The organism is Mucilaginibacter sp. BGA-UO-ETr-C110, assembly GCF_059567985.1.
Genome location: NZ_JCAQPB010000002.1, coordinates 5,140,670 through 5,154,809, shown reverse-complemented (window position 1 = coordinate 5,154,809; position 14,140 = coordinate 5,140,670). Strand labels below are relative to the sequence as shown.

16 protein-coding genes and 1 tRNA gene are annotated in these 14,140 nt (G+C 38.5%); 6 read left to right on the top strand and 11 right to left on the bottom strand.

What is annotated here, in order from left to right:
• Positions 1–3: 3 nt before the first annotated feature.
• Genes egtB through AC57BQ_RS22090 form a run of 5 tightly spaced genes read right to left on the bottom strand, consistent with a single transcriptional unit; the run spans position 4 to position 5,365 of the window.
• Positions 4–1,152: an ergothioneine biosynthesis protein EgtB gene (egtB, locus tag AC57BQ_RS22110; RefSeq protein ID WP_496408323.1), complete on the bottom strand. Its 1,149-nt coding sequence runs from the start codon at positions 1,150–1,152 to the stop codon at positions 4–6.
• A gap of 4 nt (positions 1,153–1,156) precedes the next feature.
• The gene (locus AC57BQ_RS22105) at positions 1,157–2,731 is read right to left on the bottom strand and encodes an ABC transporter permease/substrate-binding protein (protein ID WP_496408322.1); all 1,575 of its coding nucleotides are present in this window, start codon (positions 2,729–2,731) and stop codon (positions 1,157–1,159) included.
• A complete protein-coding gene (locus AC57BQ_RS22100; RefSeq protein ID WP_496408321.1) occupies positions 2,724–3,686 on the bottom strand; it encodes an ABC transporter ATP-binding protein in 963 nt (320 codons plus the stop codon). The genes AC57BQ_RS22105 and AC57BQ_RS22100 overlap by 8 nt, the downstream gene beginning before the upstream one ends.
• Positions 3,687–3,695: 9 nt before the next feature.
• Positions 3,696–5,081 (bottom strand): mercuric reductase, encoded by a 1,386-nt coding sequence (locus tag AC57BQ_RS22095; RefSeq protein ID WP_496408320.1) that lies wholly within the window; start codon positions 5,079–5,081, stop codon positions 3,696–3,698.
• A gap of 2 nt (positions 5,082–5,083) precedes the next feature.
• Positions 5,084–5,365 (bottom strand): DUF427 domain-containing protein, encoded by a 282-nt coding sequence (locus AC57BQ_RS22090; RefSeq protein WP_496408319.1) that lies wholly within the window; start codon positions 5,363–5,365, stop codon positions 5,084–5,086.
• A gap of 193 nt (positions 5,366–5,558) precedes the next feature.
• On the opposite strand from AC57BQ_RS22090, the gene AC57BQ_RS22085 reads away from it, so the two are divergent.
• The 4 genes from AC57BQ_RS22085 to AC57BQ_RS22070 all read left to right on the top strand — a co-directional run bounded on the left by AC57BQ_RS22085 (position 5,559) and on the right by AC57BQ_RS22070 (position 8,090).
• Positions 5,559–5,630 (top strand) — tRNA-Glu (locus tag AC57BQ_RS22085).
• A gap of 248 nt (positions 5,631–5,878) precedes the next feature.
• Positions 5,879–7,093, top strand: coding sequence for a site-specific integrase (locus tag AC57BQ_RS22080; RefSeq protein ID WP_496408318.1), 1,215 nt, complete (start codon positions 5,879–5,881; stop codon positions 7,091–7,093).
• Positions 7,094–7,171: 78 nt separating this feature from the next.
• Positions 7,172–7,444 (top strand): hypothetical protein, encoded by a 273-nt coding sequence (locus AC57BQ_RS22075; RefSeq protein WP_496408317.1) that lies wholly within the window; start codon positions 7,172–7,174, stop codon positions 7,442–7,444.
• A 4-nt stretch (positions 7,445–7,448) separates the two neighbouring features.
• Positions 7,449–8,090, top strand: a complete 642-nt coding sequence (locus tag AC57BQ_RS22070; protein WP_496408316.1) for a zeta toxin family protein — start codon at positions 7,449–7,451, stop codon at positions 8,088–8,090.
• Between the two features lie 118 nt (positions 8,091–8,208).
• Here the strand turns inward: AC57BQ_RS22070 and AC57BQ_RS22065 are convergent, their stop codons facing one another.
• From AC57BQ_RS22065 to AC57BQ_RS22055, 3 genes are all read right to left on the bottom strand, one after another.
• Positions 8,209–8,472 carry a helix-turn-helix domain-containing protein gene (locus AC57BQ_RS22065; protein WP_496408315.1) on the bottom strand — a complete coding sequence of 88 codons (264 nt, stop codon included), beginning with the start codon at positions 8,470–8,472 and terminating at the stop codon, positions 8,209–8,211.
• Between the two features lie 719 nt (positions 8,473–9,191).
• Positions 9,192–9,452, bottom strand: coding sequence for a hypothetical protein (locus tag AC57BQ_RS22060; protein WP_496408314.1), 261 nt, complete (start codon positions 9,450–9,452; stop codon positions 9,192–9,194).
• A 47-nt stretch (positions 9,453–9,499) separates the two neighbouring features.
• The gene (locus tag AC57BQ_RS22055) at positions 9,500–9,766 is read right to left on the bottom strand and encodes a helix-turn-helix domain-containing protein (RefSeq protein WP_496408313.1); all 267 of its coding nucleotides are present in this window, start codon (positions 9,764–9,766) and stop codon (positions 9,500–9,502) included.
• A gap of 289 nt (positions 9,767–10,055) precedes the next feature.
• On the opposite strand from AC57BQ_RS22055, the gene AC57BQ_RS22050 reads away from it, so the two are divergent.
• Complete coding sequence (locus AC57BQ_RS22050; RefSeq protein WP_496408312.1) at positions 10,056–10,763, top strand: hypothetical protein; 708 nt, start codon at positions 10,056–10,058, stop codon at positions 10,761–10,763.
• Positions 10,764–10,893: 130 nt separating this feature from the next.
• A complete protein-coding gene (locus AC57BQ_RS22045) occupies positions 10,894–12,240 on the top strand; it encodes a hypothetical protein (RefSeq protein ID WP_496408311.1) in 1,347 nt (448 codons plus the stop codon).
• 28 nt (positions 12,241–12,268) lie between these two features.
• On the opposite strand, the gene AC57BQ_RS22040 is transcribed toward AC57BQ_RS22045, so the two are convergent.
• From AC57BQ_RS22040 to AC57BQ_RS22030, 3 genes are read right to left on the bottom strand one after another with little or no spacing between them, the layout of a single operon-like run.
• The gene (locus AC57BQ_RS22040) at positions 12,269–13,078 is read right to left on the bottom strand and encodes an ImmA/IrrE family metallo-endopeptidase (protein WP_496408310.1); all 810 of its coding nucleotides are present in this window, start codon (positions 13,076–13,078) and stop codon (positions 12,269–12,271) included.
• Positions 13,047–13,403, bottom strand: coding sequence for a hypothetical protein (locus AC57BQ_RS22035; RefSeq protein ID WP_496408309.1), 357 nt, complete (start codon positions 13,401–13,403; stop codon positions 13,047–13,049). Before AC57BQ_RS22035 ends, AC57BQ_RS22040 begins: the two co-directional genes overlap by 32 nt.
• Positions 13,390–14,055 carry an RNA polymerase sigma factor gene (locus AC57BQ_RS22030; RefSeq protein WP_496408308.1) on the bottom strand — a complete coding sequence of 222 codons (666 nt, stop codon included), beginning with the start codon at positions 14,053–14,055 and terminating at the stop codon, positions 13,390–13,392. Before AC57BQ_RS22030 ends, AC57BQ_RS22035 begins: the two co-directional genes overlap by 14 nt.
• Between the last annotated feature and the right edge of the window lie 85 nt (positions 14,056–14,140).

Genomic DNA, 14,140 nt, shown 5'->3' with positions numbered 1-14,140 from the left:
CAATTACTTTGCAAGCCTGATGCCTGTAAATTGCCAGCGTAAATTTGTTTGAAAAAAATTGCGATAAGTAATGCGGCTATGGCCCGGAGATGTAGCTTCCGAAGCACCACGCAATACTTTTTGGTTCACCATAAATTTGCCGTTATACTCGCCAATGGCGCCCGGAGCTTTTGCAAAGCCCGGGTAAGGCAGGTATGAGCTTTCTGTCCACTCCCAGCTTTTGCCCCAGCTAAATTGTGTTGCCGCGGCTTCCCACTCAAACTCCGTAGGTAAACGAAGGTCTTTCCATGAGGCGTATGCATACGCCTCAAAATAACTGATGTGACACACTGGATTGTTCGGATTAAGCAATTCCAGACCATGGAAGGTATAGTTATGCCATTCCTCATCAATTAAATGCCAGTAAAGCGGTGATTCGATCTTGTTGGTTTTAACCCAATCCCAGCCTTCGGCATGCCAATGACGGAAATCATGATAGCCTCCGCTATTGATAAATTCCAGATACTCGGCATTGGTTACCAGGTTGGGGCTTATTTCATAAGCGTTCAAATAAACCTTATGCCGGTTTAGTTCATTGTCAAAACAAAATCCCTCACCGGTAAACCCTATCTCATAAATGCCTTCGCTTATTTTAATAAAATCAGTTTCCGCGGTTTCTACCTTTGGCGAATGGTAGCTGCTTGAATATGGCGGAAACAAGGGATTATGACCTAAAATAAATTTAATATCAGTTAGTAACAGTTCCTGGTGTTGTTCTTCGTGGTTGAAGCCCAGTATCAGGAGCTCTTTAACATCAGTCGCGGGCTCCACGCTCAGGAATTTTTCCATGGCTTCATCCACATAAGCCCTGTATTGGTAAATATCGTTAACCGTTGGGCGGCTTAAATTGCCTCTGTCTGTACGAATAACGCGATTACCAACAGTTTCATAGTAACTGTTGAAGACATAGTTGTAATTAGGATTGAATTCCTGGTAGCCCATAAAATAAGGCTTTAGAATAAAAGTTTCAAAAAACCAGGTAGTGTGTCCGATGTGCCACTTAGGCGGACTAACATCTACCACAGGCTGTACCACGTAGTCTTCCGTTTGCAAAGGACTGCAAATATATTCGGTACGCTGCCGTACTTTCTTATAACAATCAACTAAATTCATGGGACTATTTACTATTCAAATATCGTTTGAGGTTAGAAATTGTTTTAATATTTAAACTTTTGGCCTGTTGCTCTCTCATCATTAAAGCATAAGCGTTATTAAACCCGATGGGTTTTAACCAGCTTATCTGGTACTGTTTTTTAAATTCCCGCTGCACATAATTATAAGTGCTATCCTTATTTTTTGTTACCTCATTTATTGTTTTTGCTGAGGCTTGTAATATGGCCAGTAAACCAGTGCCCGTGTATTCCGGATAAAAATCTATCTGGTCATTAGTTAAAGCATCAAAGCAAATTTTGGTACCACCAAGTCCTGTTTTTGTTGATACATCATAATTGGTATATCCTTTTATAAGCATGCTGTACATATTGGCCAGTATATATTGTTCGCCAAATATTTTAGAGCCGATGCGTACAATGTTCTCTTCATTGCTCTTGCGGGCTGGTTTAAACAGTTTATGTTTTACTAAAAAGTCTTTGGCCACCCTTTCAGGGCTTTGGTGAAGATAGTCAGTACGGTAATTTAAATCGGTCATCACGGAATCATTTATTTTGCCGGATAGCAAATTCAGTGTTTTTTCCAGCTCCGGAAATTTCTTCAATGCATCGTCCCTTACAATTGGAGCGGCATAATAAGGAGGGAATATGCCTTTATCATCATCCAACACTACCAGGCCGTATGCTTTTAACCGCCCGTCGGTAGAGTATCCGCTAATCACATCCAGTTCTTTTTCGTAGGCAGCCTTGTACATCACAGCATCACTGATCACAATGGTATGGATCTTTAAACCGTATTTACTCTCCAGGCCCAGGTTGCCATCCTGCCGGCCCATAAACTCGGGTGTAAAGCCCGCTGTGAGTTTGCTGCCATATGCGGTGGGGATAAAATAGAAAGATGATAACAATAGCAATACAATGGGTAATGCATAACTACTGCGTTTTAGCTTCCTGAAGTTGAGCTTTTGTACCAATGATAGCAGGAAATCGAAAATGATGGCCAACAATGCCGCCGGAATAGCTCCGGCAAGGATCATGTTGGTATTGTTGAGCGATATTCCACCGAAAATAAACTCGCCTAAGCCGCCCGCCGCGATGAAGGATGCCAATGTAGCTACACCCACATTGATGACCGTAGCGGTGCGGATACCAGCCAAAATAACAGGCATAGCCAGGGGTAGCTCTACCTTGATCAGTATTTGCCATTTACTCATGCCCATGGCCATTGCCGCTTCTTTCACCGCGGCGTCGATACCAGTAATGCCGGTGTAGGTATTCCGGATAATAGGTAGCAAAGCGTATAATAACAAAGCAACAATGGCCGGTTTTGGTCCAATGCCTAACAGGGGGATCATAAAGCCCAGCAGGGCGATGCTTGGTATGGTTTGCAATATCCCGGCAAAGCCCAAAACAGTACCGGAAAGCTTTCTTTTGCGGGCGATAATGATACCCAGAGGCAAACCCACAAGCACCGCGAAAAAGAGAGAAATAAAAGTAAGCCCGATATGTTGCATGGTTTGTACAGCCAACTTACCGGCCTGTTGCTGCATAAACTCCAGTAAAGTTTGCTGATGCTCATTCATGCCCTTGCTTGTTTTTATATTGATTAAAAGCCGACATGAGCTGCTCAAACCCAACGGTTTTTATTTCGTTTTTATCTTTGCTGATGCTGACTGTCTCTGAATCGGTAAACTTAAAATGCTCCAGCGCCGTCCACAGATTAGTATCAGCAGATAATGACGAGGCATGGGTTTCTTTACGATGATTAGGCAACTGACCCCATATATCCAGTAGCAGTATCGCCTTAAATTCCAGCTGCAGGCGCTGATCTTTCAGAAAATCCTTTACAAATTTATTAGCCGGTTTAAACAGTAAATCAGCAGGTGTGCCCGATTGTATGATCTTTCCCTGGTCCATAAGACATATTCTGTCGCCCAATTCAAAAGCTTCCTGCACATCGTGGGTAACCATGATGATGGTTTTTCTTTTCAATTCATCAAGCGCTTTGAATTCTTTATGTATAGCGGCCCGCGTAACGTTATCCAAAGCGCCAAAAGGTTCATCCATCAATAAAACCGGCGGATCAGAAACCAGAGCCCGGGCCAGGCCAATACGCTGTTGCTGACCACCGCTTAGTTCATTGGGATAAACATGTAGATAATCGGAACTCAGGTGCAGCTTCTCCATCAACTCAGCAGTACGATCAGCTATTTTCTTTTTATCCCACTTTAATAATTGTGGTACTATGGCAATATTTTCGGCTACAGTATAATGTGGGAAAAGACCATTATTTTGTAAAACATAGCCTATACCACGTCTTAGTATTTCCGGTTGTTCATCAGCAATGTTTTTTCCGTTAATAAAAATACTGCCCGAAGTTGGCTCAATCAGCCGGTTGAGCATTTTAAGTGTGGTAGTTTTGCCGCAACCACTGGTACCTAATAAAATAAGGTTCTCTTGTTCCTGAACCTCAAGGCTAATGGTATCAACGGCTTTAACTTTGCCGAAGTGCTTGCTTATGTCTTTAACCTTTATCATAAACGGGGACTAATCCTCCAGGGTCATAAACAGATTATTTAATGATTCCGAATACAGCGGATGAGCAAACACACAATAGCGTATCCGGTCATAAGTAATACCACCCTCCATTGCCATTTGCAGTACGGTCATGATCTCACCACCCTCGGGTCCTAAAACAGTAGCCCCCAATATTTTTTTTGTTTTGGTATCAACAACAGCTTTCATAAAGCCACGGGTATCGCCGGTTTCTATAGCACGGGCTACATGGGCCATGGGTAGTTTGGCCACTTTGTAATTCAGCCCTTGTTTTTTAGCCTCGGTTTCATCTATACCTACCCTGCCCAATTGAGGGTCAGTAAACATACAGTAAGGTACGGGGCGGTCGTTTATATTCAGATCTTGTTTCTCAATCAGGTTGCGGTAAACAATGGTATAGTCGTTATACGAGATATGGGTAAACGCTGGTCCTCCTTTTGCATCGCCCAGCGCATAGATGCCGGGAGCGGAGGTCTCCAATTTGCTATTTACTTTAATATTTCCTTTTTCGTCAGTAGCTACTCCCGTATGTGGTAAGTTAAGCGCTTCTGTTTGAGGAGTGCGGCCAACTGCTACTAATACATGAGAGCATTTGATCTTTTTTTCTTTGCCATTTACAGATATGGTGGCAGTTATTTTGCCGCCCTTTTTCTGCTTAAATCCGGTAGCCTGTGTTTGATTATGAATAGTAATAGCCTCTGCTTCCAGGATCTTTTGCATTTCCGTAGAGATGTCCTCATCTTCATGCGATACGATCCTGGCTGATTTTTCTAGAATGGTAACTTTGCTCCCGAACCGGCGAAACATTTGGCCAAACTCCAGGCCAATATAATTACCGCCCAATATCAATAAATGCTCTGGAACATAATCAACATCGAGTATGGTTGTTGAGGTTAGATAGTCAATATCATTTAGCCCTTCTATTTCCGGGATAAAAGGTTTAGCGCCTGGGTTTAAAAATATAAGGTCGGCCTGCAGTGTTTGTTTTTTACCATTGTTCAACGCTACCAGAATGGTTTTATGGCCGGTAAAAGCAGCTTCGCCAAATAATACATCAAGATTTGGGGTCTTTTCCGCAGCGTGCAAGCCCCCGTTGCGCGAACGGAGTACGATCTCATCTTTGCGTTTTTTAATTTGAGGCATATTAACCGAGAACTTTTTTACGGGTACGCCAAGTTCCGCGCTTTTGCCTGCCATATAAGCCGCTTTTGCCGATGCCACCATGGTTTTTGTAGGAGTACAGCCGTCATTTACACAGGTGCCTCCATAAAACCGTTTTTCAATAATAGCGGTTTTTTTACCCGCGTTAGCCAGTTTTTTGGCTAAGGGAGCACCCGCTTGCCCGGCGCCGATGATAATGGCATCGTATTTTTTCATGTTTACTCGGTTACTTTAACACCTTTCCAAAAGGCCACATAATTGGTTATATGGTTGGCAGCCTCCTTTGGTTGTGGATAAAACCAGGCAGCATCCTGATTTTTTTTACCATCAACATTCAGGGTATAATAAGACGCTAGCCCTTTCCATGGACAAGTAGTATGAGTATTGGTATTTTCAAGATATTCGGCCTTAACGCTTTCTATAGGGAAATAGTGATTGTTTTCAACCACGATAGTATCATTGCTTTCGGCTATGATCTGATCGTTCCAGATTGCTTTCATAAAGTATGTTTTATTTATTTATAAAGATAGCTTTAACATGGCAAAGATTTACAATGATAAAGGCATGATTTTGTTTGAGACCCTTTAAAACAGGTGGTATTTATAGCTAAAATATTTTTTTTAAATTTTATTTTTAATTTATCGGTAAAGCTATATCTTTGCAATCCCAAAACAAGGGAAAATAAATAAAAAAGGCCCGTTCGTCTAGGGGTTAGGACGTTAGATTTTCATTCTAGAAACAGGGGTTCGATTCCCCTACGGGCTACTTAAAACAGTATCAAAAAACAAAAAGACCTGCAAATCAAATGATTGCAGGTCTTTTTGTTTGCGCCAAAATGCCATTTTATACACCAATTCTCATTAAAAAAGAGACAATCAAGGTGAGCAAAAACAGGCTAGATATTTACTCACCGACAATGATATAAACAATTGATAATCAACTTGTTTAGTCATTAAACATCTTGATTTCTGAAGGATGCAAGCTTAACTTTGTTTTACCCTTAAAGCTTGTTTATGAAGACAAATTTCGCCCTGCTTTTTTATTTAAAGAAGCAAAAGACCTGGAACAAGGGTCCTGTTCCTATCTACATCCGAATCACTGTAAATGGCAGAAGATCAGAGCTTTCTGCCGGGAGAAGCTGTGAAATCAGCCGCTGGAACGGCGATGCCGGAAGATGCATCGGCACCAAAGAAGAATCACGAATGTTAAACACCTATCTCGACACTATTCAAACCAAAATTAGGATAGCTCACCAGATGTTATTGGAAAGCGGTGAGCCGATCACTTCCGAAAGTTTGAAAAACCAATTATCAGGCAAGGCAGAAAAAGGCCGATATCTTATGCAATTGTTCGAAGAACATAATATGCGCCTGAAATCGCTGATCGGAAACGGTTTTGAAGAAAACACCTTGAAAGGGTATAAAACATCAGTTAAACACCTGATTGCATTTTTAAAAACAAACTTTGGCAAAACGGACATTGAGATCCAAAGTTTAAACCATGCTTTCATTGTAGATTTTGAATACTACCTCAAATCAGAATGCAAATGCTCCGGTGTATCTGCTGCCAAATACATTAAACATCTAAAAAAGATCGTCAACCATTGCCTGGCAAATAATTGGCTAAAGGTCAATCCTTTCATCAGATTCAAGTCTTCGGCTAAAGCAAAGGAGCGTACTTTTCTTACCCAACTGGAACTTGATAAGATCAGTAAGAAGAAACTGACTATTGAAAGACTGCAGCAAGTGCGAGACATTTTTGTATTCTGTTGTTATACCGGCCTTTCTTACGCTGACGTACAAAAACTTAAAAGGAGTGAAATAGGGATTGGCCCGGATGGCGATCAATGGATTTTTACAAGCCGGCAAAAAACAGATACCTCTTCAAGAATACCGCTTCTTCCAATCCCATTAAAAATGCTAAAGCGATATAAAGACCATCCTGTATGTAATAATAAGGATGTAGTGCTTCCTGTTTTAAGTAATCAGAAAATGAACGCCTATCTTCAGGAAATAGCAACTATATGTGGCATTCTTAAGCACCTTACCTTTCATCTTGCCCGGCATACTTTCGCAACTACCGTAACGCTATCTAATGGTGTTCCGATTGAAAGTGTGAGCAAAATGCTGGGACATACCGTTATAAAGACAACCCAACACTATGCTAAAATCCTGGATATTAAAGTGAGTCAGGACATGGCACAATTAAAAATCAAGTATGCAAAATAATAATCCGACCTACTGGCTTAGAACCGCCAAATCAGATAACGAGCAATTAAATATTTATCTTAAATTAATTATATTTGTATGAGAACATTCCATCAAACCATGAGCAGTACATCCGCAATCAATCTACGTTTAAAGCCAATCTTTGAGTTATCAGACGAAGAATTGCTGGAAAGACTGCGGCCGACCTACGAAGCTGTCAGAAATGAAACTTTTGCTAAAGGTGGTTATCTTACCTATTATGATCCTTCGGTTTGCCCAACTACATCCTTCGCAGTACACGAATATAGCGATCGAAAAGAATTGATGTGGATGGACAAGAACTATAAGGAACACTTCATAAAAACTCTTTAATCCTATGTCAAATAACCCGCAACTGCTATTTGTCGCGGGGCCAAATGGAGCGGGAAAATCGACTTTTTCCAAAGAGTTGTCGGAACCCGATGCCATTATTTTTGACGTGGACATAGTTGTTGCACGTATCGAGGCCCAATCACGTGATATGCCTAAAAAGCAGGTATATGAAGACGCGACAAAGGAATTTTTAAAACAAGCTATCGCCGCAGTTAATGATAAGCGGCACTTTACTTTGGAGACCAATTTCAGAGATGATGATTTAGTAGATATTGTTGCCGAATTCAAGCGCTATGGATATACTACAAACATGATTTATCTGACCTTGGAAAGTATCGATCAATCTATTTTCCGTGTAAATCAAAGAGTAAAAAATGGTGGACATTTTGTAGATATTAAAACTATCGAACAAAATTACAAGCTGGGCTTAAAGTACCTTAAAAAATATGCTGATCGTTTTGATAATCTGGAGATCATTAATGCGTCCGGAGATTTCGGTAAGATGAGATCTTTGTTAAGTGTGCAGGAAAAACAACTTGTCTACTTAAATGATGATTTACCTGATTGGATAGAAAACGAATTGACCAACATTGCCAGCCACTATAAAAATAATGATAACGAAAGGCCATTAGGACCCAGGCGTTGACAAGGTATCCGAATCATCGCAAAAATGCGGAAAATACGATGATTATTCTCCGCATTTTTGCGGTGATTGTAATTTTCTGTAGACTTGTGTACTTCCCCTCACACAGCCTTAAAACCCATTAAAATTTAGTTTTCAAATTATTAATACAATCGTCGAGTTCTTCGGCATTATAATAACAAATACCGCCAAGTTTTCTGAAAGGAATCCATTTCCTATCCCGAAGTTTCTGCAAAGTAACTTCGGATATGCCAAGCAATTCCATTACGTCGTTTGTCTTCAACCACTTTTTGGGTTGTTTAATTTCTAATATTTCCTTTATGTCAGCTAATAATAGCTGGCGAAATTTTTCCAGGTCTTCTGACCCCACTATTTCTATCTTCATAACATTTTAGATTAATAATATGGGTGGAATAAAAATAATATGCCTTTCGAAAAATTTGCAGGCGGTCAGGTTACATATCTGATTTATGGAATAACTATGCCTGCGACTTTGATTATTTACAAAACATCAGCCAATTAGTTTATTTTTTCTTTTTTGACAGCCATGAACAATACTACCTTAATCACCACGTAAGCAACTAAAAGCAAAGCCGGATAAAATGTCAAGGGCGAGCCAGCCGCTGAAAGCGAACAATACGGCTCGCTCGTATACCCTTGACATTTTATTCCGGCTTGGACTATCTTTGCGATAGTGGTGAGTAAGGTAATCTCACGACAGTAATTTATTTGTTGTTAGCCATCTACCAATTGGAAACAAGGCTTTCTTTCGATATTTAAAAAGACTTCCAAGAAAAAATGAGTTGCGAATTTTTTTAAATTCTCCCGGGAGGGCAAGGGACTTTTTGTCATACAAAAAGACATCTTGCAGTAACAAAAGCAACATGTTTTTTGATAATGATTTTAAGGTATTTGATGCTTCGTAAAACTGAAAGAATGATTCCCAGAGCATTTTAAAAGCCGTTTTCGAGATTCTCGAAAACGGCTCGTCCAGTTTGGGCTCAGATAGGAAGATAACGTGATCCCAAGATTTAGCGATAATGTGATCGTGGGATTTACGGATTACAAGATCTATCGATTTCGTGATCGTAAGATTGATAGATTTTATGCTGTCTCCTCCTGCCAGGAAATCAGGCTGCCTTTTATAGGATGGTAAGATGGGCTATAACTAATATAACCTAACTCAACCAACTTCTTAATACATTTATGATAGGTAGCAGTAGATGCAATATTGCTATAAGACATTAATATCCTACGATTGACTGGAAAAGGAGTAATTCCACCATTCTGCTGCAAGCAGATAAATAAAGCATTATAAAGGCTTGAATGACTTATAAATAATCGCGGGTCTTTCTTCATTTTCATAGCCCGCTCATTGTATACCTTGAATTTGTCGAGTTTTACAGGAGGTCTCATTGTTTACCCCCTTCCAGAACTTTTTGAATATCTTCCAGCTTGTAATACATCATGCCGCCAATCTTCGTAAAGCTAAGGGTGCCATTAATACGCAAATTTTGCAAAGTGCCAGGTGAGATGTCTAATAGTTTTCTCACGTCCTTGCTCTTTATCCATTGTTTGCTTTGTCTTTTTTCAGGCTGAAGAAGAGCTTCAATTTTTTCCAGGATTCTTTTTTCGAAGGCATCCAGAGCCTCTGTTGTTACTAACTCATTTGGTCGCATTTGATTTAGTTAATAAATAGTTCGTCGCGCCATTCGCTGACCGAGGGAATGGCGGGTTTTAATCTGCAATTGATTTAATCGCAGTAGTTTTCACTTAAAACAAATATAAAATATTGTTTTGACAAAATAAAATATGCCAAAACGAATTATTAATTTTGACATATTCAATCAGCAAACGACTTAATTAGGATTGATCGTTTTTGGTTAAGCCTGGTTAATTATTGCTGTTTAATCAAAAGCAACAACATCAAAAGCAGTCAAACCGCATCAAAAAATATTTTTTAGAAAAGTGAATAAAATCAGTTATAAAACCTACCTGAATGACCGTTTGAAGCAGGTTGATTTCCATGGACATCTAACCCATCCATTATACGTGCAGGTAACTTTTGAGCGGAAGACGATATTTTTTAAAAGTTACTATTTCGAGCTGTTCTCTAAATCCAGATATGGACTGGAACAGCCAGATGGTAGTGCTAAAGGGCCTGATATGGAGCATATCATTGAAAAGGAAAACGAAGTGATTTACTTTGTCATTGATAAAATGAAGGACGGATTTTCATTGGAGGCATTTAAAAAAAACTATGCTTATTTCAGTATGGATCTTTGTGATGTGACTGAATTCGATTTTATCACTTACCTGTATTTATTCTTTGATGACAAAAAAATGCCGCACATAGCAGAACTAATAAAATGGGGTACCCTTCAATTGGTAACCCATGATTTGATCATGGACTTTAAAAAAGTGTTTAGAGAGGCTTTATATGATGAGCTTGTTGAGCAAGCATTTGAAAAGGCACCTCCCTACCTCCAATTATATAGCTTTATGATGCACACCAAAAAGTGGCCGATGCTTTGCCTTACAGCGATGGAATGGGATAATATGGAAACGATCAGATCTTTTAAGGAATATGTGGAATTACATTATCCGAATTTGAAATCTACAACATTGATTGGGCAGGTAAATAATTGGCCGAAATATCGAAGAAAGGTTTTGTAATAAATGAGATATACCACTTATTTAATGGTAATCTTATCGGATACTAATGAATACTAGTCATTAACTATTAAAGGAAAATTACGAACTTATAAGGCGATTTCGAACATAAAATTATCATTTATAATAAAGCATGGCAAAGGAAATATTGCATTATCGGAAAATAAAAGACAAACGAGGGCCTTATTTAGGTTTAATATCCAAAATGGATTTATTGGTAGAAACCGTATCTTCTTTTTTAAACTGCCAAGTTCAAGTATACTTTAACCCTCGAAAAGAATTTTTGGAAAAATTTGAAATCAATATTCTAAATAATACCAAACGTGGATTTTATCCTATAAATGATAATATGGTTTTGATTCTCTGTAGGGTTTTTACTGATAACGAGCTTTCTACAGCGGTCGGACTCGAGTTAGAGGGTATTAATCCTCAAAAATATAGCAAACTATTAAATCTGCTCGAAAACATATTAACGAGCTGTTTTACTAATGAGTATCCTAATAATTTCACCAACTGTTCCGAACTCTTTAGTGACGATTTGTTAAAAAAACTCATGTCGAGATATGTGGCAAAAGGAGGTTATAACCACTTAGTAATTAGACATTTAATTGAATATTTTTTTAAGATGCGAACAACCTCATTTGAGGGGCACTATTTTTCAACAGGTGCAATTTTTAGTAAGTCTGGAGATACTTTCGATGGTACGTTCGATGGTAAAAGATTTGGTCAATCGAAAAAGTTGTCTAAGAATTTTTCTATAAAACAAACTAATAAGATTGACAAGAGAGTTTGGTATTTAGTAGATGGGAAAACATCCTTTTTGCTTGGTAGCAAAAACCTAACATTCAGGAATTTATTTACATTAAACGAGGGATATGCAAAGGATAATTTCTTAGATGTCCATTCACTATCATTAACACTAAAAGGCGGAGATTTTTTAATTAAGATAGAGAGTGAAAAATTGCTTTCTATAATAACATCAGATGGGAGTGAATTTATGTTTTTTGAAAATAAATGGAAGTATAGAAACTACAGCGTTTTAAAAGAAGTTTTAGCCAAACATTTAGTTGATGATAGTGAAGTCATAAACTCAATGTTATTTTATATTTTAACGTGTTCAAAAAAACAAATTAGCACTATTCTTTGGCTTCCAACAGACCCCAATGACATTGACAGATACATTAATCCGGCGACAAAAAATAAATTTCTCAATGATAATTTGAACATTAAAGACAAAGAATCTATCAATCACATTTTCCGATGCTTGTCAAGCGATGGAGTAATGGTTATTAATCGTCTCGGAGAGATAGAATATATAGGAGTAATTGTCGATATAAGTAAAGCAGAAGTTAAAGGAATAGCTGGAACTGGTGAAACAGCTGCATCTGTGTTAGCTGCTAATGGTCTGTCACTGAAAATTTCTCAAGATGGACTTATAAAAATATTTACGTCAAATATTCAATCCCCAATATATTTCTAATTTGGAATAAGTCCTAAACCGTATTATTTTATTTGAACCAGAGCAAACTGATTACATAACCATAGCTATCAGAATAATAACACTGCTCATTCATTTTACGGTTAGCTCGATTGTCGTTATTAAACGGGTAAAACCAATCGTCGGCATTAACTTCTTCTATTGATGTAAATTTACTATCCAGTTTCGTGAAAAACTCGCCTGCAACTGTTGTGGGTGGTAATTTATTACCTACTCTAAATCTAAAAGGCCATTTCGGAAACTGCTCATTTTGAGCATACCACAATACATTATTTTCCTTAGAGACCACGATCATTAATTCATGAACACACAATTCAATATATCTTAGCACAGATGCTAAAATGCTTGCTTGGAAATACTCAGATATAGCCAGTATTTTTTGTAATGAAAATTTCATGTTGACATTGAGGGTTCTCATTTTATCATAAGGCATCAATAAGCAAGCAGCAAAATAATCCGCCTCCAGTTCAATTGGGTCCTTTTGGTTCAATTCATGTTTTGAGCCATGCGATTCTAAAAATCCATATTTTAAGCCGATTCGGTGCTCGTCTAAAAAATAATGTGCTAATTCATGCCCGAGCGTAAAACGACCCCGCTTAAATGACAGGTTATTACCGCGATCAATGTTGATATGGATATTAAAATCAACTTCATTATAAGTCAACATGCCATCAAAATAATCTTCATAATGATCGACATGGCATAATAAATCCTCAGATGCTAAAACATCCTCAAGCAAGGTCTTTTTTCCATCAGTATATTCCGCCGCTAGGTAGCTGGTAAACTCATTAATTTTCTTCTTTCTTATCGGAAGCATCATTGTTCTTTTTAGCCTCGTTCTTTCTTATTTTGTCCATGATATTTGGCGGTAGTTGTTCAGATTTGCCAAAACGCGCAACCATTTTATATTGCCTAATACTTGCAATATCATCATTATCAAACATTGGTTTAATGGTTAACGCACGTGTGTTACCTGATAAAATTCGTTCAATATTGATATTATAATCAATCACCTCATTTTCGAGATCTGGATAAAGTTTATTAAATCTTTCCAATTCCATTTCATTGGAAGGGAAAAGAAATCCAGTAGATGAAAGCCATTCTGTTATATTTTCCATATTGATAATTTCTTTATTTGTTGCCATACAGTTTTAGGTAGGTCTCAATTTCTGCCTTTGCTTCTTTTTTATAAACCCTTATCGAATTTTGTGTCAATTCCAACTCATCGCGCAATGCCTGCAGCAATGGTCGGGGAAGTTTTAAACCTTTTTTTTCATAAGCGTGGTAAGTGAGGTAAACAACCTTGTGTTTTTCAGTCAGCCTGGTCAATGCACCGGCCAGTACTTCATATGCCTTGCGTATATCCTTTAACTTCTCTTTCGGATAGTCCATATTTTCCAAATCAGGATAATCTACTTGCACTTCCTCCTCACCAGTGTAGGGGCTTGGTTTATCAGTAGTTTTTTTATAATCCGCCAATAAACGTTGTGCGATCCTATAGATGTAAAAGAGGACGCATTTATCAAGGGTACTAGTTTTGCATTTCTCGGCGGCAAAGGAATAGGGCCTGGACCAAAAACGCTCAAATGCCTGTTCGGCGATAACATCGCCCACGTCTTTATCATAGCCCCAGTTGATGGCGACGACTCTAGCTTTTTTCCCAATGTCTTCTTTAAACCTAAAGAATAGCGCTGTAAACGCAGCCTTTGCATCTTCCTTATAAGCTTCCTGGTCTTTCCAGGAGATATAAGTTAGCAGATCTTCGGTAGATGTATGCTCATATTGTTTCCAGTCCATAATTGGTTATATCTATAATACGGAAAACCGTTAGTAACGCTTTTCGTATCAATTGCATCCCCGGTAAACTAAGGCACCTAACGGT

Excerpts from the sequence above, each read along its gene's own strand:
- egtB (WP_496408323.1), bottom strand. The coding sequence starts at position 1,152 with ATGAATTTAGTTGATTGTTATAAGAAAGTACGGCAGCGTACCGAATAT.
- AC57BQ_RS22105 (WP_496408322.1), bottom strand. The coding sequence starts at position 2,731 with ATGAATGAGCATCAGCAAACTTTACTGGAGTTTATGCAGCAACAGGCC.
- AC57BQ_RS22100 (WP_496408321.1), bottom strand. The coding sequence starts at position 3,686 with ATGATAAAGGTTAAAGACATAAGCAAGCACTTCGGCAAAGTTAAAGCC.
- AC57BQ_RS22095 (WP_496408320.1), bottom strand. The coding sequence starts at position 5,081 with ATGAAAAAATACGATGCCATTATCATCGGCGCCGGGCAAGCGGGTGCT.
- AC57BQ_RS22090 (WP_496408319.1), bottom strand. The coding sequence starts at position 5,365 with ATGAAAGCAATCTGGAACGATCAGATCATAGCCGAAAGCAATGATACT.
- AC57BQ_RS22080 (WP_496408318.1), top strand. The coding sequence starts at position 5,879 with ATGAAGACAAATTTCGCCCTGCTTTTTTATTTAAAGAAGCAAAAGACC.
- AC57BQ_RS22075 (WP_496408317.1), top strand. The coding sequence starts at position 7,172 with ATGAGAACATTCCATCAAACCATGAGCAGTACATCCGCAATCAATCTA.
- AC57BQ_RS22070 (WP_496408316.1), top strand. The coding sequence starts at position 7,449 with ATGTCAAATAACCCGCAACTGCTATTTGTCGCGGGGCCAAATGGAGCG.
- AC57BQ_RS22065 (WP_496408315.1), bottom strand. The coding sequence starts at position 8,472 with ATGAAGATAGAAATAGTGGGGTCAGAAGACCTGGAAAAATTTCGCCAG.
- AC57BQ_RS22060 (WP_496408314.1), bottom strand. The coding sequence starts at position 9,452 with ATGAAAATGAAGAAAGACCCGCGATTATTTATAAGTCATTCAAGCCTT.
- AC57BQ_RS22055 (WP_496408313.1), bottom strand. The coding sequence starts at position 9,766 with ATGCGACCAAATGAGTTAGTAACAACAGAGGCTCTGGATGCCTTCGAA.
- AC57BQ_RS22045 (WP_496408311.1), top strand. The coding sequence starts at position 10,894 with ATGGCAAAGGAAATATTGCATTATCGGAAAATAAAAGACAAACGAGGG.
- AC57BQ_RS22040 (WP_496408310.1), bottom strand. The coding sequence starts at position 13,078 with ATGATGCTTCCGATAAGAAAGAAGAAAATTAATGAGTTTACCAGCTAC.
- AC57BQ_RS22035 (WP_496408309.1), bottom strand. The coding sequence starts at position 13,403 with ATGGCAACAAATAAAGAAATTATCAATATGGAAAATATAACAGAATGG.
- AC57BQ_RS22030 (WP_496408308.1), bottom strand. The coding sequence starts at position 14,055 with ATGGACTGGAAACAATATGAGCATACATCTACCGAAGATCTGCTAACT.